20 protein-coding genes are annotated in these 22,402 nt (G+C 61.9%); 4 read left to right on the top strand and 16 right to left on the bottom strand.

Going from position 1 to position 22,402, the window contains the following annotated elements:
• Positions 1–70: 70 nt before the first annotated feature.
• The 16 genes from C2E25_RS14675 to C2E25_RS14600 all read right to left on the bottom strand — a co-directional run bounded on the left by C2E25_RS14675 (position 71) and on the right by C2E25_RS14600 (position 16,688).
• Positions 71–688: a LuxR C-terminal-related transcriptional regulator gene (locus C2E25_RS14675; protein WP_103116474.1), complete on the bottom strand. Its 618-nt coding sequence runs from the start codon at positions 686–688 to the stop codon at positions 71–73.
• A complete protein-coding gene (locus C2E25_RS14670; RefSeq protein ID WP_103116473.1) occupies positions 685–1,953 on the bottom strand; it encodes a sensor histidine kinase in 1,269 nt (422 codons plus the stop codon). Before C2E25_RS14670 ends, C2E25_RS14675 begins: the two co-directional genes overlap by 4 nt.
• Before the next feature lie 336 nt (positions 1,954–2,289).
• Positions 2,290–3,942 carry a thiamine pyrophosphate-binding protein gene (locus C2E25_RS14665; protein ID WP_103116472.1) on the bottom strand — a complete coding sequence of 551 codons (1,653 nt, stop codon included), beginning with the start codon at positions 3,940–3,942 and terminating at the stop codon, positions 2,290–2,292.
• Between the two features lie 28 nt (positions 3,943–3,970).
• Positions 3,971–4,363 carry a DUF488 domain-containing protein gene (locus tag C2E25_RS14660; protein ID WP_103116471.1) on the bottom strand — a complete coding sequence of 131 codons (393 nt, stop codon included), beginning with the start codon at positions 4,361–4,363 and terminating at the stop codon, positions 3,971–3,973.
• A 47-nt stretch (positions 4,364–4,410) separates the two neighbouring features.
• On the bottom strand, positions 4,411–5,109 hold the full coding sequence (locus C2E25_RS14655; RefSeq protein WP_233189447.1) for a hypothetical protein: 699 nt from the start codon (positions 5,107–5,109) through the stop codon (positions 4,411–4,413).
• Positions 5,109–5,636, bottom strand: coding sequence for a hypothetical protein (locus C2E25_RS14650; protein WP_103116469.1), 528 nt, complete (start codon positions 5,634–5,636; stop codon positions 5,109–5,111). The genes C2E25_RS14655 and C2E25_RS14650 overlap by 1 nt, the downstream gene beginning before the upstream one ends.
• Positions 5,637–5,738: 102 nt before the next feature.
• Positions 5,739–6,065: a helix-turn-helix domain-containing protein gene (locus C2E25_RS14645; RefSeq protein WP_103116468.1), complete on the bottom strand. Its 327-nt coding sequence runs from the start codon at positions 6,063–6,065 to the stop codon at positions 5,739–5,741.
• A 131-nt stretch (positions 6,066–6,196) separates the two neighbouring features.
• Positions 6,197–7,072 carry an amidohydrolase family protein gene (locus tag C2E25_RS14640; protein ID WP_103116467.1) on the bottom strand — a complete coding sequence of 292 codons (876 nt, stop codon included), beginning with the start codon at positions 7,070–7,072 and terminating at the stop codon, positions 6,197–6,199.
• 104 nt (positions 7,073–7,176) lie between these two features.
• Positions 7,177–7,947: a cyclohexa-1,5-dienecarbonyl-CoA hydratase gene (locus C2E25_RS14635; protein WP_103116466.1), complete on the bottom strand. Its 771-nt coding sequence runs from the start codon at positions 7,945–7,947 to the stop codon at positions 7,177–7,179.
• 194 nt (positions 7,948–8,141) lie between these two features.
• The gene (oah, locus tag C2E25_RS14630) at positions 8,142–9,281 is read right to left on the bottom strand and encodes a 6-oxocyclohex-1-ene-1-carbonyl-CoA hydratase (RefSeq protein ID WP_103116465.1); all 1,140 of its coding nucleotides are present in this window, start codon (positions 9,279–9,281) and stop codon (positions 8,142–8,144) included.
• 129 nt (positions 9,282–9,410) lie between these two features.
• Entirely contained in the window at positions 9,411–10,475 is a 1,065-nt protein-coding gene (gene had, locus C2E25_RS14625; RefSeq protein WP_103116464.1) for a 6-hydroxycyclohex-1-ene-1-carbonyl-CoA dehydrogenase, read from the bottom strand.
• A 226-nt stretch (positions 10,476–10,701) separates the two neighbouring features.
• Entirely contained in the window at positions 10,702–11,106 is a 405-nt protein-coding gene (locus tag C2E25_RS14620) for an acyl-CoA thioesterase (protein ID WP_103116463.1), read from the bottom strand.
• Between the two features lie 5 nt (positions 11,107–11,111).
• Positions 11,112–12,257 carry a thiolase family protein gene (locus C2E25_RS14615; RefSeq protein ID WP_103116462.1) on the bottom strand — a complete coding sequence of 382 codons (1,146 nt, stop codon included), beginning with the start codon at positions 12,255–12,257 and terminating at the stop codon, positions 11,112–11,114.
• Positions 12,258–12,456: 199 nt separating this feature from the next.
• Positions 12,457–13,221 carry an SDR family NAD(P)-dependent oxidoreductase gene (locus C2E25_RS14610; RefSeq protein WP_103116461.1) on the bottom strand — a complete coding sequence of 255 codons (765 nt, stop codon included), beginning with the start codon at positions 13,219–13,221 and terminating at the stop codon, positions 12,457–12,459.
• A complete protein-coding gene (locus C2E25_RS14605) occupies positions 13,221–14,486 on the bottom strand; it encodes a thiolase family protein (protein WP_103116460.1) in 1,266 nt (421 codons plus the stop codon). Before C2E25_RS14605 ends, C2E25_RS14610 begins: the two co-directional genes overlap by 1 nt.
• Positions 14,487–14,675: 189 nt before the next feature.
• The gene (locus C2E25_RS14600; RefSeq protein ID WP_103116459.1) at positions 14,676–16,688 is read right to left on the bottom strand and encodes a 3-hydroxyacyl-CoA dehydrogenase/enoyl-CoA hydratase family protein; all 2,013 of its coding nucleotides are present in this window, start codon (positions 16,686–16,688) and stop codon (positions 14,676–14,678) included.
• Positions 16,689–17,149: 461 nt separating this feature from the next.
• On the opposite strand from C2E25_RS14600, the gene C2E25_RS14595 reads away from it, so the two are divergent.
• From C2E25_RS14595 to C2E25_RS14580, 4 genes are all read left to right on the top strand, one after another.
• Complete coding sequence (locus C2E25_RS14595; protein WP_420094636.1) at positions 17,150–17,962, top strand: IclR family transcriptional regulator; 813 nt, start codon at positions 17,150–17,152, stop codon at positions 17,960–17,962.
• 27 nt (positions 17,963–17,989) lie between these two features.
• The gene (locus C2E25_RS14590; RefSeq protein WP_103116457.1) at positions 17,990–18,778 is read left to right on the top strand and encodes an acyl-CoA dehydratase activase; all 789 of its coding nucleotides are present in this window, start codon (positions 17,990–17,992) and stop codon (positions 18,776–18,778) included.
• Positions 18,779–18,936: 158 nt separating this feature from the next.
• Entirely contained in the window at positions 18,937–20,193 is a 1,257-nt protein-coding gene (locus C2E25_RS14585; protein ID WP_103116456.1) for a 2-hydroxyacyl-CoA dehydratase subunit D, read from the top strand.
• Positions 20,186–22,273, top strand: a complete 2,088-nt coding sequence (locus tag C2E25_RS14580; RefSeq protein WP_103116455.1) for an acetate--CoA ligase family protein — start codon at positions 20,186–20,188, stop codon at positions 22,271–22,273. The genes C2E25_RS14585 and C2E25_RS14580 overlap by 8 nt, the downstream gene beginning before the upstream one ends.
• Positions 22,274–22,402 lie beyond the last annotated feature (129 nt).

Below are 22,402 nucleotides of genomic sequence, written 5' to 3'. Positions count from 1 at the left end.
CAGCCTTACTGGTAAAGTCTTGAACGCTTCAAGCTAAGACTTTTGCAAAAGGATGCAATAAAAAGAAAAACTATGCAAGCCCGTTCTGCAGTGCGTAACGCACCAGGTCGGCGGTATTGTGCAGCTCCAGTTTTCGCATCAGCCGGGAGCGGTGAGTTTCCACAGTCTTGATGCTGATAAACAACGAGGCTGCAATCTGGCGGTTGCTTTGCCCGCCCGTTATCAGCTTGAGGACTTCTCGTTCCCGCCTGGTGAGTTGTCCTGCCGCGGAATTTTTTATCCCCAGAGCATTGCCGGTAATCGAGGGACTGATAAAGGTGCCGCCGGCTGTTACGGCCCTGATCGCATAGATGAGGTCTGCGAAGGCGTTGTCCTTGAGAACATAGCCCGCGACGCCGGCGGCAACAGCCCCGTTGACAATCAAGGCGTCCCGGTGCATGGTCAGGGCGATGACTTTGGTCGGCAAAGTTGTATTGGCGACAATTTCAGAAATTTCGATCGCCCCCTGACCGGGCATGCTGATATCCAGAATTGCAATATCCGGCCGCTTTGCCCTGATCAGGTCCAGAGCATCCCGGCCATTGTCAGCGACCCCGAGGATGTCAAACCCTTCTTCAGCAGTCAGCAGAGAAACCAGCCCCTGTCTGAAAATCACATGGTCATCGGCAACAATCAGACGGGTCGTCATAACGGCACTCCAACTTTAATTGTCGTTCCCCCGGCAGGAGTCGTCTCCATATGAAATATTCCCCCAAGCAATTCCGCACGTTCGCGCATCGTTGAAATACCGATTCCATCAGCGTCACGAAACTGTCTCTCATTCATGCCTGATCCATTATCAGACACGCTCAGCATGATTTTGTCCCGGTCTTTTTTCAACGCGACAAGCACCTCTGCGGCGCCTGAATGCTTGAGTACGTTGTTCAGGGCTTCTTGACAGATACGATACAGGTTGTCCTTGGTACGGATATCCGTCGTGATCGTATCATCCGCATCAATGACGATATTCAACCCGGTCTTCTCTTCATATCTCAGGGCATACCAACGCAAAATTTCTGCAATCGACGTTCTCTTCAAAAAGGCCGGTCTCAGGTTCATGGCAATCCGGCGCAACTCTTCAATCGCTGCTGAGGTCTCGTCGACAAGTTCTGTCAGGGCTTCGTCCGTCACCGCCCTTTGTCGATCTGCCTTCATCATTTGCAGGTTCAACTTGATTGCCAGCAACGATTGGCCGATCCCGTCGTGAATATCTCTTGCCAACCGCTTTCGTTCTTCCTCGTGAGCATCGAGAATCTTTCCCGAAAGATGGTGCAAGTCTCTTACATAGCGTGCATAACGCTTGATAAGCCCATACTTCATGGTGACGGCGAAAAATACCACTGCCAAGTCTTCAGCGTAGTAGGGCAATGCCACCAGCTTGAATTGTTCGGCCCCGACCAGCAGCAGTCCGAGAGTGATACCGGTAACTCCCATGGTCAACTGCGTTGATTCATAAAATCCCTCATGATGGGCCCGAACCACTATCCACCAGAGCACCGCCAGCGAATAGAGGGCCAGCCCACCCCAGATCAAACGAAACAGGTCCCACTCCCAGCGGCCCATAAGGGGCATGGTCAAGGCAATGATCGCCAGGCCGAACCATGGATAGATTGCCCAACGGATAAGCCCTCCAACAACTTCTTTGCGAGTGCGCGCAATGAAGTTTACCAACGTTGCCGGAAAAAGCGTAATGAACGCCATGATGAGTCCGGCAAGGATGTCAGGCTGGAGACCCAGGCCAAGAATGAACGAACTGTTCAGGGAAAAATAAACCAGATACACGGACGCCAGAATGCCGAATGAGGTGTATTCCTTTTCACGAATACGGTGAATGTACAAGAAAAGACAGTACAGGACGTAAATGACAAGGAACGTCAGATAGCATATTTCGAACAACTCGCGTGCCGAATTCATGAAGTGAGCCCTCCATCCCGGTTGACAAGGTAAAAGTCGCCAACCCGGCCAAATTTTCACGTGTTGCAGGCGGATAGCCTGGAATTGCTATCTCGGGGATTTTGTACAATTGAGATAGAGCAATGCCACAACGCAGCATTGCCTTGAATTTATTGCATTAAATCGGCAGATGAATCTTCTGCAGTGCCTCTATCCTCTGGTGTCTCTTGTCTTATTGAAACAAATTGATCGTTTTGTTGATATTGAAAAGCAGATACGGTCAAAGAGTCGAGATTGTTCCTCTGAGGCGGATTCTTCTTTTCTCTTCTGCCGGCCTGGATCTCACGTCAGGAATGGCTAGCTTCGCTCCAGTCTTTCGTTGGGAGTGATTGCCCGGGGATCGGTGCGCAGCTCGATCAGTGCCGGGCCGTCCAGTGTCAGGGCCCGTTCGAAAGCGGCGACGAAGGTTTCGTGATTGTCGACCGTTTCGCCTTGCGCGCCGTAGGCCCGGGCCAGGGCGGCGAAGTCCGGGTTGGCCAGGTCGGTGCCGCAGACCCGGCCGGGATAGCGCCGTTCCTGGTGCATGCGGATGGTGCCGTACATGCCGTTGTTGCAGACCAGGAAGATAATCGCCAGCCGGTGCCGAACGGCGGTGGCCAGCTCCTGGCCGTTCATCTGGAAACAACCGTCGCCGGCCAGGCAGACCACCGGTCGTTCCGGGTGGACCAGCTTGGCCGCGACCGCCGCGGGGACGCCATAGCCCATGGCCCCGCTGGTGGGAGCCAGCTGGGTGCGGAAACCGCGATACTGGTAGAAACGGTGCAGCCAGGCTGAGTAGTTGCCGGCGCCGTTGGTGAGGATCGCCTCTGCCGGCAGCCGTCGGTTGAGAAATTCGATGACGGCGGCCAGATCCAGTTCACTGCGCGCGGGCGGCGGCTGCAGGTGAGCCAGGTAGTCTTCCCGTGCCTGTGTCAGCCAGTCCTGCCAGGCCGGGGCTTCGACGGTTGGCAGGGTGCTGACTGCGGCGGCAAATTCCGCCATGCCGGCATTGATCGGCAGGTCGGCCTGGTAGACGCGCCCCAGTTCTTCGGCTCCGGCATGGACATGGATCAGGGTCTGTCGGGGACACGGGATATCGAGCAACCGGTAGCCGCCGGTGGTCGTCTCGCCGAGGCGCGGGCCGACGGCGAGCAGAAGGTCCGCCTGCCGGACCCGTTCGGCCAGACGAGGGTTGACGCCGAGCCCCAGGTCGCCGACATAGTTGGGCAGACGGTTGTCGTACAGATCCTGTCGTCTGAAGGTGCAGAGGGTCGGCAGCCGGTTGGCTTCGCTGAAGCGGCGGATGGCGGCGCAGGCCTCGGCCGACCAGCCGCCGCCGCCGAGAATCAGCAGGGGACGTTGCGCTGCGGCCAGCCTCTCCCGCAGTTCCCGCAGGGCGGCCGGTCCCGGATGGGCCTGGACGGGACGGTAGCGGTTGCAGTCGGGCACCGCGGCCACGGCGGACAGCACGTCTTCCGGAAGTGCCAGCACCACCGGCCCCGGTCGGCCGGACACCGCCAGGTGAAAGGCGTGACTGACCATTTCCGGAATGCGCTCGACCCGATCGATCTGGGCGACCCACTTGGCCATCTGGCCGAACATGCGGCGGTAGTCGATTTCCTGAAAAGCCTCGCGTTCGATCATGCGGCTGCCGACCTGGCCGACGAAGAGCACCAGCGGGGTCGAGTCCTGCCGGGCGGTGTGGACGCCGATGCCGGCATTGGTCGCGCCGGGGCCGCGGGTGACGAAGCAGACCCCCGGCCGGCCGGTCAGCTTGCCGTAGGCCTCGGCCATGAAGGCGGCACCCCCCTCCTGCCGGCAGACGATCAGGCGCAGCCGTTCCTGTTCGTCGTGCAGGGCGTCGAGCACCGGCAGGTAGCTCTCGCCCGGCACGCAGAAAACGGTATCGACCTGGTGGATTTTCAGGGCGTCGACAAGAATCCTGCCCCCCTCGCGCCGGGGAATCGTCATGAGTTCACCTCGTCTGTCTTCAACGAAATCATTGTTCCTCCAGGGCGGCGCCCCGCTCCGTCAGCAGATCGCGCAGCACCGAACGGTGACAGCGCGCCTCGTTCTCACAGTAACAGCCGACCGAAAAATCGGCCTGCCGGGAGAGGGCCGCCAGCAGCTCGAGCAGCCGTCCCTTGTCCGGCGCGGTCATCTCCGCACGGTATTTTCTGACGAACAGGCGCCATTGCTCTTCGGTTTTTGCCGCCCGGGCCTGTTTCACCAGCTCCGCCGACGGGGCCAGTTCCGGCAGCCAGAGATCGTACCAGTTTTGCGTCGCATGGTCCTTTTTGGGAACGCCGCGCGGCGGATGCCGCACCGTCCCGATGCGCAGCCCCTCCTTTTCGTGACGCGGGGTGCCGAGACGAACGATCCGGACGGGCATGGCAGGCTCCTTTCGGTCCCCTTCGCCGAGGCGCGAGGGACGTTGTGTTATCCCATGTTTGCAATCATCGCGCACCTGTCCAGCAGCATTGGCAATCGCTGCTGACTGGCCGGATCGGGGGGCAGATGCCCGGGAAGAGCCTGGAGAAATGCCTCATCATTCAGAAAACGGCCGATCTCTTCGCTCAGAAAGGTTTTCAGCCTGTCATCGGCGAGGCTGATTTCTTCTGCCAGTTCCGGCCGACCGTCGATCAGGGTTATCAGGTCTTCCATGTCGTGACTGGCTTGGAAATCCCCTTTCCCCCGGTTGTGAAAAGCGACGATTTTGGTTGCTGCGAAACAGGGTGGTGTCACCAGCCTGATGGTCAGCTCTTTGGTGAGACGGCAGGTTTTGGCCTGTCGAATCGCTTCTTTGTACCAGGTGTTGGAAAAACCGAGAATTTTCTCGTCGGTCGGCATGATATCAACCATGACTCCCGCGACCGACCAGCGGCAGATGATGTTTTCGTTTATGTCCTGACAGAATCCACGTTGCCGCAATTTCTCTTCAAGCTGTTGAAATTCCATGGCCGATGTCACCTCGACGATCAGGTCGACGTCGAATGTCGGGCGTATAGCCGAGGCGCCTGGGTCGGTCAGGAAGAGGGGAATCGTACACCCGCCCAGAAAAACGACCTGGTCGCGTAGCGAACCAAGTTGTTGGGCTACCGTTTCCAGCATGGCGAGGCTGGTTTCCCGCGGCAACATCATCGCTCCTTCAGTCTTCGGACAAGCTCGTCGATGGCCAGGTTGCGCTCCCTGGCTCTTCCGGCGCGGATGGCATCGACCAGAACCAGCAATTCATAGAGTTTCCGATCTGCAAGCGCGGCCTCCGGTATCGAAGGGTAAAGGGGGGAGAAGGATGTTCCGCGAACCTTTCCTTTGGCGCAGGGCCAGACCGGGGGCGGTTCCGAGGTTTGCACAAACAGGCTGTTCAGAGGAGGTGCTGCGTGGCAGGTTGGCACGCCGCGAGTCAATTCTCCCCGGTCGGGAGGAAAGGCGTATTTTACACCGTGCACCAGAAATTCTTTGAGTGCCGTGCGGTTGGGAGAAGGGCTCTTGCTGCCGACAAGTGGCGGAAGCAGAATTCCTGCGTGCAGCCCGCGCTTGACCGCGGCGTTGGCTTCTGAAGCACTCATGTGGAGGTCGTGGGCAAGGCGCACGTAGCTCCAGGGTTCATCCCCCAGGGCGATCAGTTTGAGGGCAACGAAAATGTCCTGTGGTTTGAGATTCATAGGCATATCTTATTCGCGATTCGCGAATAGCGCAAGAGGGCAGTGAGCGAAAAAAGAGAGTTGGTTGAACAAATTGACCAAACATCTCTGCCCGCGCCCCTTTCACTTTGACCGCGTCATCTGCTCCCGCGCTTGCCGCATGCCGGCGAAAACCGGTTCGGCGACGGCGGCGGGAAAGGTTGCGGGCAGCCGGGCCACGATCTGCGCGATCACCTCGTCCAGTCGCGCCATCATGGCTTCGATGATGGCGGCCAGCAGGCGAAAGAGAGTGTCGAGCCGGGTGCCGGGAGAGCCCTGTTCCACCCTGGAGACAGTCGGTTGATCCAGGCCGACGGGGCGGCCTGCTTCCGCCTGGCTCAATCTCTGCTGCCTGTGTGCTTCTCCTAGTGCCACGCCGAGACTTTCCAGCGAAATGACCTTGCGTGTCATGTGGGAAGCTCCATGGTGACCGTATTTATGGTCAGTTGGCCATAAATCAAAAGACAATAAAGCCAATTCATTGCCTATTGACAATAAAGGCAGGTGCCGGTGTTGAATAGAAATGCTTCCGGCGTCGCTTCTCAGGGGGGTTCCTGCCGTGGTTCGATCGCCCGGCCGAGGAAGCGGCGCGGGTTGGCGGAAAAAACGGCCTGTTCGACCTCCTTTGGCAGTTGCAGGGAACGCACCAGCTCGATGTAATCCAGCACGATCTGCGGCTGGTGCAGCAGGGCGTCGGTACCGAAGCAGACCTGGGCAGGGTAGTGGCGGATGAAGTCGGCGTAGCTCGCGGGGTTGCGCCGGATATGCGGCCGCAGGTAGGCGATATCGGTGAAGACGTTGGGGGAGTGGTCGAGGATGGAGGCGAAGGCCCGGCGGCCGATGCCGAAATGGGGAAAGTTGATGCGCAGCTGAGGGAAATCGTTGAGGATGGCGCGCATCACGTCGCCGTAGAGGCGGGCATCCATGTGATAGAGGACCGGCAGATCCCTGGCCTCGGCAAAGGCGAAGATCTCCCATTCGCGTTTATGATACTGCTTCAGGCTGATGCCGAAGGTGTCAGGGATGCTTCTAAGGTTCAGGTCATTGCCGTTATCAGCCAGGTAGAGGCCTTTAATCCCTCGGAAGCCCTGTTCGACATAGTCTTGCAGCAGGCTCGGCACATCGCCGTCCAGGCAGCGGGTGTCGATCATGGGGAAGAGCAGATCACCCTGCTGCCGGGACCACTGCAGCAGGGTGTCGACTTCGTTGAAATAGGGATCGCCGAGGTTGGGAAAACCTTCCGGGATCAGTCTCCAGATATCTTCCGGGTTGGCGCGCCGGTTGAACAGCCCCATGACCGCCAGCCGGCGGATTCCGGCCTGACGCAGACGCTGCAAACCGTCAGCAACCAGTTCCGTCTGTTCCGGCCCGGCGAAACAGTGGCAGTGAACGTCGATGATGTCGTTGTCCTGTCCCATGATGCCCGTGTACGAAAGGAAAAGGGGCGTGGCAAGCGGTGCCCCTGCGGTTGATCAATCACTGTAGGGGCGCCGCTTGCTGCGCCCCGGTCGTCAATCCTGAATCAGCAGTTTTTCCAGCTTGCCGGACGCTTTTCGACAAAGGCGGTCAGGCCCTCGACGGCGTCATGGGTCTGCATCAGCTCGGCCAGGTAGAGGGTTTCCACCCGCTCCAGCTTGGCGGTGACCCGTCGGCGGTATTCCTCCCGCGCGGCGCGCACCGCGAAGCGCAGGGTGCTGGCACTGCTTGGTGCCAGCGACTTGTCGAAATACGCCAGGGCCGCCGCTTCCGGATCGTCGGAGAGGTTGTCGATCAGGCCGGTTGCCAAGGCTTCATCGGCGCCCATGCTGCGGCCGGAGAAAAGCAGGTCCTCGGCTTTGGCCTGGCCGATCCGCTCCGGCAGCAGGCAGCTGGCCGCGGGTGCGAAGACCGCCAGCTTGATTTCCGGCTGGCCGAGTTTGGCGTCCGGCGCGGCGAACAGCATGCTGCCGGCGGCGGCGACCTCCAGCCCGCCGCCGAGGCACTGGCCCTTGATCGCCACCAGCAGCGGCAACGGGAAGTCGAGCATGTCGCGAATCAGGGCGTGCAGCGACTTGAGCATGTCGGCGCACTGGTCCGGCATGTGCTCGTCAACGCTGGCGCCGAAGCTGAAGTGCGGGCCTTCGTGGTCGAGCAGCGCGGCGCGAAGCTCGGGGATGTCCCGGTGTTCCGCCAGCGCCTGCCGCAAAGCGGCGATCATCGCCGCGTCGACGATATTGGCTTTCGGCCGCGCCAGGCGCAGGCGCAGCAGGGTTCCGTCACGGTCGAGCCAGACTTTCAGCGGGTTTTCGCTCATCGGTTTGTCCTTTCAATAAATCGTTGGCCGCCAAGAAAACATGTTTAACGGAGAGACGCGGAGAGGGAGAGACCGCTGAGTAGAACCTTTGGTATAAATCCAAAAAAATAGGGTTTTCTCTCCAACTCAGCCCCTCTCCGTCTCCCCGTTAAAAGGCCTTTGCCTCTCTTGGCGACTTGGCGGCAAAAACGCTCCTATTTCCCCGGCATCAGGCTCTCGATCAACTCCTCGGTCCAGGGCACGCCCTTGGCGAGGCCCTGGCGCAGCTTGATGAAGTCGATCTCGCGGCCGGTTTCCTTGTTGCCCTCGTTGAAGGCGCGGAAGCCGGTGCGGGCCTCGTTCATCATGTTCAACGCCAGCCAGGCGCGGGAATTCTCCTTGTTCTTGTTCCAGGCTTCCAGTTTCGGCTTGCGCAGTTCTTCGAGGCTCTTGGTCATGCACTCGGGGAAGGTCTCGAGCAGCTTGGCACAGAGTTCCTCGACCTTCTCGTCGAGCATGGAGAGGTCCACTTCGCCCTGCTTGAGCAGGTCCCGCCCGGCCTTGAAGTCGGCGCCGGTTTTGAATTCGCCGTGGATGACGCGCCCGAACTCATCGAGATAGCGATCGGTGACCACGGTCGGGTTGGGGGCGAACCTGCCGTCGATTTTCAGCGCCGGGACCACCTCGGCGATGATGCCCAGCCGGGCCGCCTTGTGGGCCGAGAAGGGTTCGCAGAGGGTGCCGGAGACCATCGCCTGCTCGCAGCCGATCATCACCGGCAGAAAGTCGGTGGCGCCGCCGATGGCCGCCGAACCGTGCTTGGGACCGGCCTGGCCGAAGTTGGCGAGATCCTGGGCGATGGTGAAGTCGCAGGCCATACCGATCTCCTGGCCGCCGCCGATGCGCATACCGTTGACCCGGCAGATGACCGGCTTGTCGCAACCGAGGATGGCTGACACCATGTCATTGAACAGCCGCATGTACTGGCGGTACTCCTGCGGGTTGCCGGCGTAGTACTCGGCGTATTCCTTGGTGTTGCCGCCGGTGCAGAAGGCCTTGTCGCCGACCGCGGTGAAGACCACGGCATTGACCTCGCGGTCGACCGAGGCGCGGCGGAAGGCGAGGATGGTGGCCTTGACCATGTCGGTGGTGTAGGAGTTGTACTGTTTCGGATTGTTGAAGATGATCCAGGCGTTGTAGAGCCCCTCGGCCACCGAGCCGTCGCGGCGTTTTGCCGGACGTTTTTCATACTGCACCATGCCGTCACAGAGACTCTCGACATCCTTGTCGATCAGGTTGTGATCGATCAGTTCGGCCGGCGCGTTGCGGGCAATGATTTCGTCGGTTGTTGCCATCTGTCGTATCTCCTTTACGAAATGGATTGAATTCGTGGGGGCGAACCTTGTGTTCGCCCGGGTTTCGTTGGTGCCGACATGGGCGAACACAAGGTTCGCCCCTACCGATGACCGGATACCGATGACCTGTCAGGGCACCAGGATCGCCCGTTTGCTCATCTTCCGGTCGTGGACCGCGGCGAAGACCTCGTTGATCTGCTCCAGCGGTCGCTGCTCGACGAAGGGTGCCAGTTCCACCTTGCCCGCCAGCACCAGGTCGAGGGCCGCCGGGTAGTGTTCCGGCAGGCAGCCCCAGTTGCCCAGCGCCCGGGCGTGGAAGGCCATCAGGTTGGAGAGGCGGATGTCGACCTTGTCCATGGTGAAGCCGACCACGCTCAGGGTGGAGCCGTGGACCATGAGTCCGTAGGCGGTTTCCTGCCCCGGCTTGCTGCCGGAACATTCGAAGATGAACCACTCGGTGCGGCGCAGGCCCTGCTCCTTGGCGAAGGCCGAGATCGCCTTCTTCAGGTCGCGGCCGCCGATCTCCATGGCATTGAAGGTCGCGGCGGCGCCGTGTTCGGCGATGGCGTCGAGCTTGGCCTGGTCGATGTCGATGGCGATGACGGTGGCGCCGAAGGCACGGGCCATCTGCACGCAGTAGCCGCCGACGCCGCCGACGCCGATGACGATTGCCAGGTCGCCGTTGCCGACCCCGGCCTGGTGGACGGCCTGGTAGGGGGTGGTCACCGCGTCGGCCACCACCGAGATGTCGGCCAGCTGCAGCCCGGAAGCGGCCAGCTTGGTCTCGTCGACCGGGCAGAGGTCGCGGGCCGGGACCACGATGTGGCTGGCGAAGCCGCCCTGGATGTCGTTGCCGGGCATCTTCTGGGCGCGGCAGATGGTGCCCTTGCCGCGCTTGCAGAGGTCGCACTCACCGCAGGGCATCACTGCCGGAATGATCACCGCCTTGTCCATCCAGTCGGCGGCGCCTTCCCCGGCGGCGACCACCCGGCCGCTGATTTCGTGGCCGAGGGCCAGCGGCAGTTCGGAATTGGTGCGCACGCCGTCGTAATAGAAGCCGAGGTCGGTATGGCAGACCCCGCAGCCGGCAACGGCCACCACCACTTCACCCGGTCCCGCCGTGGCGGTGAATTCCTGTTTGACCAGCGGTTCTTTGACACCTTTCATCATCCAGCGATAAGCGTTGATTGACATTGTTGTTCTCCTGTTGGTTGGAAAAGGTCGTTAAACGCCAAAAACGGATTGGGCCGCCAAGACGCCAGGAGGGTCAAAAACGATTTAACGCAGAGGCGGAGAGGGGCAGAGACAGAGAGAAAATCTTTTGGGGGTTAAAACCCTGAATATATAAGACTCCGCGTTCTCTCCTGCTCTGCGTTTCTCCGTTACAAAAAGGTTTTCCTGGCGCGCTTGGCGTCTCTTTTCATGTCCTCCTGACGACGAATGTCTCCAGCAGTTCTTCCGGCAGACTGCAGGGCTGCAGGTTGTCCTTCTTCACCCAGATGTGCCGGGTGCTGCCGGTAGTCAGCAGTTCATCGCCCCGTTCGATCCGGTAGCTGAACTGCAGCCCGCGCCTGCTGACCCGGTCGAGCCGGCAGCTCGCCCTGATGGTGTCGCCGTAGCGGGCCGCGCGGCGGTAGTCCTGTTCGGCCCGGGTGATGATCATCAGGTAGCCGCGGGCCTCGATCTCCGGGTAGGGCAGCCCGGCCTCGGCACAGTAGCGGGTCCGGGCCAGTTCGAACCAGACCAGGTAGTTGGCGTGATGGACCACGCCCATCTGGTCGGTTTCGGCGTAGCGGACCTCGAACTCGACGGCGGCCTGCGGCATGGGTCTCAGAGCCTCTCGATCAGGGTCGCCATTCCCTGTCCATGGCCGATGCAGAGCGAGGCGATGCCGAACCGGCCGCCGCTCTCTTCCAGACCGTTGAGCAGGGTGGTGATCAGCCGGGTGCCGGTGCAGCCGAGGGGATGGCCGAGGGCGATGGCGCCGCCCCAGGGGTTGACCTTGTCCGGATCCAGACCCAGCTCGCGGATGCAGGCCAGCGCCTGGCTGGCGAAGGCCTCGTTGAGTTCGAAGCGGTCGATCCGGTCGAGACCGAGGCCGGTTTTCCGCAGCAGGGCGCGGATCGCCGGCACCGGGCCCATGCCCATGGTGCAGGGATCGAGGCCGACGACGGCGAAATCGACCACCCGCGCCCGCGGTTTCAGGTCGAAGCGCTTACAGGCGTCCTCGGAGGCGAGCAGGGTCAGGCTGGCGCCGTCGTTGAGGGGCGAACTGTTTCCGGCGGTGACCGAACCGTCGGCGGCGAAGATGGTCTTCAGCTCGGCCAGGGCTTCGAGGCTGGTGCCCGGTCGCGGTGACTGGTCGTCACGGGCGGGGCCGGCGGGGGTGTCGATCGGCAGGATCTCACGGGCGAAATGGCCGGCCTCGCGCGCCGCCAGGGCCCGGCGGTGACTTTCCACCGCGAAGGCGTCCTGGTCGTGACGGCTGACGGCATAGTCGCGGGCGACCTTCTCCGCCGTCAGTCCCATGTTGTTGAACGGGAAGGGGTAGCGGTCCAGCAGCCCCTGGTGGTAATCGGTGGCCGCCTGCATCGGCACGTGGGTCATGTGTTCCACGCCCCCGGCGAGCAGCAGCCCGGCGTGCCCGGCGGCGATGGTCGAGGCGGCGAAATTGAAGGCCTGCAGGCTGGAGGCGCAGAGCCGGTTGACGGTGGTGCCGGGCAGGGTTTCGGGAAGCCCGGCCAGCAGCAGCGCCAGCCGGGCAATGTTCTTGCCCTGTTCCAGGTGCTGGCCGACGCAGCCGACGTAGACGTCGTCGATGGCGGCGGTCAGTTCCTCACCGGCCTTCATCCCCGCCAGCATCCGGCGCATCAGTTCCGCCAGCAGGACATCGGCGCGAACCTCGCGGTACAAACCCTTGTCCGGGTGAGCCCGGCCGATGGCGGTGCGTCTGGCTTCGATCAGGTAGGCGTTCATCTAAGATCCTTTAAATCGATTCACCGCCCAAAACATCTCAACGGAGAGGCGCGGAGAAGGAGAGGTGCAGAGAAAAATCCATATCCTGGTTTGAGGTCAGCCCCGAAAAGCCAAGAAAGGGTTTCAGTTTTTCTCTCCAGCTCCGCCTCTCCCCGCCTCTGCGTTAAAAAGTTTTTGTCCCTTGGCGGTTTCAATTTTTTTACAGTGACAACAACCCGCAGCTCTTGCCGCCGTCGACGTGCAGCACCTGGCCGGTGATGAAGACGGCGTCGTCGGAGGCGAGGAAGGCGACCGCGGCGGCGATATCCTCGACCTTGCCCATTTTGCCGGTCGGCTGCATGCGGATCAGCCTTGCCCGCGCCTCTTCCGGCATGCTCTGGCTCATCGGGGTGTCGATCAGGCCCGGTGCCACGGCGTTGACATTGATCTGGAAACGGGCGAATTCCAGGGCCAGGGTGCGGGTCAGGCTGACCAGTCCCCCCTTGCTGGCCGAGTAGTTGGCCTGGCCGATATTGCCGAGCCAGGCGCGCGAGACGATATTGACGATCTTGCCGTACTGCTGGGCCTTCAGGGTCGGGAAGGCCGCCTGGCAGCAGAGGAAGGCGCCCTTGAGATTGACGTCGATGACCTGGTCCCAGTCCTGTTCGGAAATCTTGCTGATGAAGCCGTCGCGAATGATGCCGGCATTGTTGACCAGCACGTCGAGGCGGCCGAAGTGACCGGTCACCTCGGCCATCAGCTGCTCGACCCGAGCCTTGTCGGTGATGTCGGCACTGATCGGCAGCACCTGGCAGCCGCCCGCCTCCAGTTCGGCGGCGAAGGACTGCAACTGCTCGGCGTTGACATCCACCAACGCCAGGCGTGCTCCCTCGGCGGCGAAGCGTCGGGCGATGGCGGCACCGATGCCCCGGCCGGCGCCGGTGATCAGCACCACCCGCGCGCCCTTTTTCGCGGCCGCCGTCATCAGCAGGCCTCCACGGCCAGGGCGATTCCCTGGCCGCCGCCGATGCAGGCCGAGGCGATGCCGAACTGCTTGCCGTCGCGATGCAGGGTTTTCAGACAGGTCAGGGTGAGACGCACGCCGGTGGCGCCGAGGGGGTGGCCGATGGCGATGGCGCCGCCGTTGATGTTGAGCTTGTCCTCGTCGAGCTGCAGTTCCCTGGCGACGGCCAGGCATTGGGCGGAGAAGGCCTCGTTGATTTCAAAGCGATCGATGTTTCCCAGCTGCATGCCAAGTTGTTTCAGCAGCAGGCGGATCGAGGGTGCCGGGCCGATGCCCATGATGTCGGGGCGCACGCCGCTGGCGGCGAAGCCGCGGATTTTGCCCAGCGGTTTCAGGCCGTGGGCGCGAACGTAGTCACCGGAGGCGACCATCATCGCCGCGGCACCGTCGACGATCCCGGAGGCGCTGCCGGCGGTGGTCGGTCCCTCCTTGCTGAAGACGAAGGGCAACTTGGCCAGCTGTTCCATGGTGGTACGGCGCGGATGCTCGTCAGCCGCCACGGCTTCGCGGCTGTTCAGGCGGTACTTGCGGGGGTTGTAATCACCCATCTCCAGCACCCCCTTGGGTGCGATCGGGGCGATTTCTCCCTCGAAGAAGCCGTTCTGCTGCGCGGCCGCGTAGCGTTCCTGGCTGCGCATGGCAAAGGCGTCGACCTCTTCCCGGCTGAGATTGTATTCCCGCGCCAGGTTGTCGGCGGTGCAGCCCATGGGGACGGCGGCGGTGTCGTTGAGTGCCTCCCAGAGCAGGTCGACGAATTCCGGCCGCCCCAGCGGGAAACCCTGGCGGGCGGAGTAGGAGGCGAGGGGGAAGCGGCTCATGGTGTCAGTGCCGCAGCCGAGGACCAGCTGCGCCTTGCCGAGGGCGATCTGCTCCGCCGCCTGGCCCAGCAGTTCCATTCCCGAGCCGCAGATTCGCTGGGTCAAGAGGGCGGTACTCTGCTGCGGCGCGCCGCTGTAGAGGGCGATGTGCCGGGGGAGGAAAAAGCAGTCGGCGCTGGCCTGGCCGATGTTGGCGACGATGGTCTGATCGATCTCCGCCGCCGGCACCCCGGCTGCCTCGATCGCCGCCCGGCCGGCGAGAATGCCGAGGTCGGTCGGTGACATGCTGGAGAGGCCGCCGGTGTACTTGCCGAACGGAGTTCGCTTGCCGTCGATCAGGTAGACATCCTCGAACAGGGCGCCGCTGCCGCTCTGACTGTCCCGAAATCCCTTTACACTTGCGCTCATGGTTGCTCCTTTACTGTTTTAAATCGTTGGCCGCCGAGAGAAAGTCTTTAACGCAGAGGCGGAGAGGGGCAGAGTTGGAGAGAAAACCAAAATCCTTTTATTGTTTAAGCTCAAAACCGGGATTTTGCCTTTCTCAGCGCCTCTCCGTTAAAAGTCTGCTTTGGCCCCCTGGTGGCGTTTCGAGTTTTGCTATTTGCCGACAAAAACCGGTTTCTGGCCGCTGATGATGCTGCTCAGGCCGATTTTCGCGTCCTGGGAGGCGAAGATGGTCTGCAGGCCGTCCAGTTCCAGTTGCAGGGCCGCGGCCAGGTCAAGATCCCGGCCCCTGTCGATCAGTTCCATGGCCGTTTTCAATGCCCCGGGAGCCTTGCGGCGGATGCCCTTGGCCTGTTTCTCGAAGCCTTCGCGGTCGAGCAGCGGATTTCTCAGATCGCCGTCGAAAGCGGCAAAGGCGGCTTCTTCCGGGGGTTCCTCGGTACGTCCGGCCTGGGGCTTGTCAATGCTGAAGGCCGCCAGTTCCCGCCAGTCGAAGGGAGGATCGATGACCGCGTCGACCAGCCCGTAGGCGTAGGCCTGTTTGGCGTTGATGAACTGGCCGGTGGCTATCAGCAGTTTGGCGCGGGCGGCGCCGATCAAACGCGGGGCCCGTTGGGTGCCGCCGAGTCCCGGGTAGATGCCGATGCCGGTTTCGGGAAAGGCGAGCACTGATTTGCGGGTGCCGATGCGGTAGTCGCAGGCCAGCGCCAGTTCCAGCCCGCCGCCCAGGGTCAGGCCGTCAAGGAAGGCGTAGGTCGCCTTGTCCGAGGCGCTGATCTTGTTCAGGACCTGCTGGCCGAACTCGGTGAACTGCTGGATGCGCTGCAGATCGTCGGTCGCCATGGCGTCGAGGAAGAACTTGATGTCGGCGCCGGCGATGAAGGCCTTGCCCTTGCCGTGGATGATGATCTTGTCGATATCGTCGCGGGCGTTGAGTTCATCGACACAGCGGTCGAGCTGGTTCATCACCTGTTCGCCGAGAGGATTCATCCGGTCGGGGAGGTTGAAGATGATGAAGCCGGTCCTGCCGACCACCTCGCTGGTCACCCAGTCAAGGGTCAGGGCCCCGGCGCCGGCATCGGTGAGGCAGCCCGGCAGGGGCAGTTGCCAGCTGGAAAAGACGCTTTCGACCATTTCCCGGACATTGCCCGGGCCGAGCTTGGCGAGCAGTTCGAAGGGACCGACCGGCCAGCGCAGGCCGGCCCGGGCGCCGAGATCGGCGGAGGTCGCGTCGACCACGCCCTCGTCGACCATCTGCGCGGCAACCCCGAGGCTGGCACCGACCAGCCGGCGGATGACGACATCTTCGCGGTCGGAGCCGTTGTTCAGCAGGCTGCTGTCCTCGACATTCCAGTCCTGTTTCGATGCGACCTGTCGGCAGAGAATTTCCGCCGGAGCATAGAAGGGACCGAGTTCTCCGGACAAGCCATCGGCGGCGTGCATGGCGATCGGCACCCCGGTGGCGTTCATCAGCGCGAAGGGGCCCATGCCGACGCCGAAAACCTCGCAGGCGACCCGGTCGATGAAGGCGATGCTGCCGAAGCCTTCTTCATAGAGTCGGGCCGCTTCGTTGAGCCAGGGAACGAAGAAACGGTTGACGGCGAAGCCGGGCGCGTCCTTGACCAGGATCGGTGTCTTGTCGTAGTAGCTGTAGAAGTTCTCCAGCGCGGTGACGATGGCGCTGTCGGTCTTCTCGCCGGGAATGATCTCCACCAGCTTGTTCTTGGCCGCGTGGTAGAAGTAGTGAACGCCGAGCACCCGTTCGGGGGTCTTCAGGTCGGCGGCGATTTCGCTGATCAGGAAAGAGGAGGTATTGCTGGCGAGGATGCAGTCGGCACCGACCACCTGCTCCAGTTCGGCGAACAGCTGCTTCTTTACCGCCAGGTTTTCAAAGATCGCTTCCACCACCAGGTCGGCTTTCGCCAGTTCCCCCTGGTCAGTGGTGCAATGCAGACGGCCGAGGATCTGCTCAAAACCGGCCTGGTCGATCAGTCTGCGCTGCAGGGCTTCTTCCAGGGAGGAGCGGATATGGCCGACCCCCTTCTCCAGGAAGGCGTCCTGCTGGTCGACCAGGATGACCGGCAGACCCTTCATGATGAAATGCTGAGCAATCGCCGACCCCATGGTTCCGGCGCCGACGACGCCGACGGTTGTAATCGGTTTCATTGGTGTGCCCTCTCTTTGGTTCAAGTTCGTTCAGATTGGATGGAGCAGGTACATTGAGTTCTGTCGATGGTGCCGTGTCGGCTGTTTTTATTTCGCAGTGCGAAACAAAGTTCCAATTTGTGTAAATCCTACCTGACAACACAACGTTTGTAAACAGTAATTATCTCCCCAGCGCGAAAGCCATTCTATCTGTCGTTAAATGCAGGTTATTCAAGCCTGTTCAGCCTTGTTCCGCGGGGATTTCGGCAGTTTTTCGGACAATTGAGGGATGGGATATTATGTTGTTATATTTTGCAGTGCGAAACTGATTTTCAAAAAACATCGTTTTATTATCTTGACATGGTTGCTCCTTTTCGGTAGAGATGGAGCACGGCAGAAGCCGTTTTTCATCCCTTCTCCTTGGATATCTATGACGGATGAGTGACCAGGTGGCAGACAAGTTGAAAAATGGTCGGGAGGCGTTGCTGGAGCGCGACTATGTGTACAGCGTCGAGCCGGGCGGCGGCAGCCAGGACCGTCAGTTCGTCACCGCTCTGGCACGAGGTCTGGAAGTGCTCCGCTGTTTCCGGCCGCACGATCGGCACCTGGGGAATCAGGATATCGCCCGGCGCACCGGGTTGCCGAAGCCGACCGTTTCCCGGCTCACCTACACCCTGACCCGGATGGGTTACCTGTATCATGACGAACGGCTGGGCAAGTACCAGCTCGGCACCTCGGTCCTCTCCCTCGGTTATTCCCTGCTCACCAATATGGATGTGTTGAAGATCGCCCGCCCGCTGATGCAGGAGCTGGCCGATTATTCGCACACCGTTGTTTCGGTCGGTACCCGTGATCGGCTCGGGATGATCTATCTCGACGGCCGTCACAGCACCGCCGCCACGGTTTCCCTGCGGCGGGAGCCCGGCACCCGGGTGCCGATTGCGACCACCGCCATGGGGCGGGCGCTGCTCTGCGGACTGCCGGAACCGGAGCGGGAGCAGTTGCTTGATCATATCCGCAAGCGCGACGAGGACTCCTGGCCGCAGCATAAGGCGGGGATCGAACAGGCGCTGCGTGATTACCGGGAACGCGGGTTCTGTTTCTCCATCGGTGACTGGCGTAGTGACGTCAACGCCGTCGGCGTACCGATGCTGCCGGTTGCCGGCTGCCGGCTGCTGACCTTCAACTGCGCGGCGCCCTCCTTCGTGCTGCGCCGGCACATGCTGGAGGATGACATCGGCCCGCGCCTGGTCAATCTGGTGCGGACCATCGAATCGGAGGCGGCCCGGTACTGACCGGGGCGACCAGGACTGAGGACAGTTATGACCCGGCCGGTTTTTATCGGGCTCGATATGGGAGCCTCGCGGACCAAGGTTGTCGCCATCGATGACCAGGGGACCCTGCTCGGCCACGCGGTCAAAAAATCGGGCATCGACTTTGCTGCTACCGCGGCAATCTGCCTCGACGACGCGCTCGCCGGGGCCGGGGCCGGGCGGAGCGATATCGCCGCGGCCATGGCCACCGGCTACGGACGCAGCAATGTCGCCTTTGTCACCAGCCGCAGCAAGACCGAGATCAGTTGCCACGCCCGGGGCTGTTTCCACAGCTTTCCCGAGGCGCTGACCATCATCGATATCGGCGGCCAGGACAACAAGATCATCAAGCTCGACGCCGCCGGGCGGCGCCAGGGGTTCAAGATGAACCGCAAGTGCGCTGCCGGCACCGGCGCGTTTCTGGAAGAGATGTCGGCCCGGCTCGACATCCCGCTTGAAGAGATGAACAACCTGGCGCGGCGGGCAACGGAGATGATCAAGATCGGCAGCTACTGTACCGTTTTCTCCGCCACCGAGGTCCTGGAGAGTATCCGTCACGGCAAACCGGTGGCCGACATCATCAAGGGAATCTTCTACTCGATGATCCAACGGGTGCTGGAGATGGATTCCCTGACCGAAAAAGTGGTGCTGTGCGGCGGGGTGGTGGCCCACAACCCCTACCTGGTGGAGATGACCGAAGAGATGATCGGTCGGCCGGTGCTGCTGCCGGAGTATCCCCAGTTGACCGGCGCCATCGGCGCGGCGCTGTTCGCGCGGGAGGAAGCTGGGAAGAGGTAAAAGGATATTTCAACGCAGAGTCGGAGAGAGGCAGAGGCGCTGAGAAAGACCGAACCCAGGGTAGATTTCGAGTTTTCTCTCCGGTCTCTCCTCCTCTGCGCCTCAGCGTTAAAAATGAATAAGGCAGGGGCAATCGAAACAGTCTAGCGGGAGGAGTCATGGCGCAGGAGAAGCAACCGCAACGCAAGAAGATTGAATCCACCGGGCGGATGATGAAAATCATGTCCGAGTATTTCTACGACCTCAACGCCGCGGCCGAGTCGCCTGACCGCAAGGTCGCCTGGTGTACCAGCGTCGGTCCGGCCGAACTGCTGCGGGCGATGGGGTTCGCGGTTCATTTTCCCGAGAATCACGCCGCCATGCTCGGTGCGACGCGCATGGCCACCGAACTGATTCCCGAAGCCAACACCATCGGCTACTCACCCGATATCTGTTCCTACCTGACCGCCGACATCGGCGCCCATCTCAAGGGGATCTCCCCGCTCGCCAGGGCCTATCCCGGCATCGAGGCACCGCCGCGTCCCGACGTGCTGGTCTACAACACCAACCAGTGCCGTGATGTCCAGGACTGGTTCTCCTGGTACGCCCGTGAGTTCAACGTGCCCTGCATCGGTATCACCTCGCCGAAGAATTTCACCGATGTCAGCGAGATTCTGGTCGATGACGTCTCGCGCCAGATCGAGGCGCTGATTCCGACCCTGGAAGAGGTCAGCGGACAGCCCCTCGACATGGCGCGGCTGCGTGAGACCGTGGCCCTCTCCCGCGAATGCACCGAACTCTGGCGCCAGGTGCTGGAGACGGCGATGGCGGTTCCGGCGCCGCTGACTTTCTTCGACGGCACCATCCACATGGGCCCGGCAGTGGTGCTGCGCGGCACCCGGCAGGCGGTCGACTACTACCGGCAGCTGCTGGCCGAACTGCAGCAGCGCATCGCCGACGGCAGCGGGGCGGTCGATGATGAGCTGTACCGCATCTACTGGGAAGGGATGCCGGTCTGGGGGCGGCTGCGCCAGCACTCCGAGCTGTTCGCCCGGCTCAATGTCAGCGTCCTGGTCTCCACCTACTGCAGCAGCTGGATTTTTCCCGACTTCGATCCCGAAGAGCCGATCCGCAGCATGGCCAGGGCCTATCTGGGGCTGTTCATCGTTCGTTCCGACACCTACAAGGAGCAGTACATCAAGCAGATGCTGGAAAAATTCCACATCGACGGCATCATCTACCACGACGCCAAGACCTGCCCCTGTAATTCCAACAGCCGCTACGGCATGCCCCAGCGCCTGGAGCGGGAGACCGGCATCCCCAGCCTGGTGATCTCCGGCGATCTCAACGACCTGCGCTGTGTTTCCGACGAACAGACCGTGACCAATGTCGAAGCTTTCATTGAACAGCTGGAGGAGAGAAAAGATCATGCTTGAAGCCCTGTTTGAACCCAAAGCGGTTGCCCTGGTCGGCGCCTCCACCAAGGAACTCTCGATCGGCAATGTCATTATCCGCAACCTGCAGCGCTACGACTACAAGGGAAAGATCTATCCGATCAACCCCAGGGCATCGGAGGTCTGCGGCCTCAAGGCCTATCCCGCGCTGGCCGACGTGCCGGGCGAGATCGACCTGGCGCATATCATCGTCCCCAGCCCGTTCGTTCCCCGGGCGATGAAGGAGTGTGGCGAAAAGGGGGTCAAGGCGGTGATCATCAATACCGCCGGCTTCAGCGAGATGGGGGAAGAGGGGGCCAGGCTGCAGGCGGAGTTTCTCGGCTATGCCCACGATTACGGCATCCGCGTGTTCGGGCCCAACTGCCAGGGGATCATCAATTCCGATCCCGGACTGAATGCCTACTGCAACTTCACCTTCACCTTTCCCAAGCCGGGCAGCATCTCGGTGGTCGCCCTCTCCGGCGGGGTCGGGGCGCTGATCATGCAGGCGCTGGACGATCTCGAAATCGGTCAGCGGCTCTATGCCAGCAACGGCAACGCCTGCGATGTCTCAATCCCGGAAATCCTCCAGTACTATGGCCGGGACGAAGGCACCCGGGCGATCATTCTCTACACCGAGGGCTTCGACAAACCGCGCGAATTTCTCGAAATCGCCCGCGAAGTGGCGAGCCGCAAGCCGATCCTGGCGATGAAGGCCGGCCGCACCGAGCAGGGCGCCAAGGCCGCCTCCTCGCATACCGGCTCGCTGGCCGGGGTCGATATTGCCACCGAGCTGATTTTCGAGAAGATCGGCATCCTGCCCTTCCGCGATGAGGGGGAGATGGTGCGCGCGGCGATGGCCTTCTCCAGTCAGCCGATTCCCAGGGGCAACCGCATCGGCATCATCACCAACACCGGCGGTCCGGCGGTGATTGCCACCGACGTGCTGGTCGACTTCGACCTCGAAGTTCCCAAGCTCTGCGAGGCCTCGATCGCCCGGTTGCGGGAGACCCAGTTCCCCGAAGCGGCGCTGGAGAACCCGATCGATGTCGTCGCCACCGCCGGCGGGCCGCAGTTCCGGGCCGCTCTCGACGTGCTGATGGATGATGACCAGATCGACTGCGTGTTCATGAATTTCGTCACCGCGCCCTTCACCGACACCGACGAGGTGGCGCGGCAGATCGTCGAGGTCAGCCGCCAGGGGCGCAAGCCGCTGGTCTGCAACTTCATGACCAACCTCAAGCTGGAACGCTACCGGAAGACCGAGGCGATTCTTCGGGAGGGCGGGGTGCCCTTCTATGCCAACCCGGGGGATGCCGCCCGCGCGCTGGGGGCGCTGGTGCGCTACGGGCGGATCAGGCAGCGCGATATCGGTCAGCCGGAGGTCTTTTCCGGCACCGACGCCGTCCGCGCCAGGGCGGTCATCGAGCAGGCCCGCGAGGACGGTCGCGCGGTGCTCTCGGCCGAGGAGGTCTATTCCATTTTCGAGGCCTACGGCATCCCGGTCGCTCCCTGGGCGGTGACGGATGACGCCGAACAGGCGGTCGCCGCCGCCGATCGCATCGGCTACCCGGTGGTGGTCAAGGTCGACTGTGCCGCCATCGATCACAAGAGCGACATGGGCGGCGTCGCCGTCAACCTGGCGGACGGGGCCGCGGTGCGCGCCGCCGTGGAGGAGATGCAGGCCCGTCTCGGCGGGCACGGCGAACTGAGGTTCCTGGTGCAGAAATTCCTGCCCGGCGGACGTGAACTGATCATCGGCGCCAGTGCCGAGCGGGAACTGGGGCACCTGGTGATGTTCGGCCTCGGCGGCATCTATGTCGAGGTTCTCAAGGACGTGGTGTTCAAGATCGCCCCGGTCACCCGGGTCGAGGCCGAGGAGATGCTCTCCGGCATCAAGACCGCCGCCCTGCTCGACGGGGTTCGCGGCGAGGCCGGAATCGACAAGCAGGCGGTGATTGAACTGATCCAGCGGGTGTCGCAGCTGCTGACCGACCTGCCGATGATCCAGGAGATGGATCTCAACCCGGTCATGGCGTTTGCCGACCGGGCCTTCGCGGTCGACGGTCGCATCCGTATTTGAATGTGCTGTAGGGGCGATCCTTGTGATCGCCCCTGTCTGAGCGATTCTCGTAATCGCCCTCATAACCGCAACGGCCAAAATCCGGGCGAACACGAGGTTCGCCCCTACGGATAGGCGTTTCAAGGAGCC

The organism is Geothermobacter hydrogeniphilus (assembly GCF_002898515.1).
Lineage (GTDB): Bacteria > Desulfobacterota > Desulfuromonadia > Desulfuromonadales > Geothermobacteraceae > Geothermobacter_A.
Note: the sequence above shows the minus strand (reverse complement) of the source record. Positions and strands in the feature narration are given on the sequence as shown.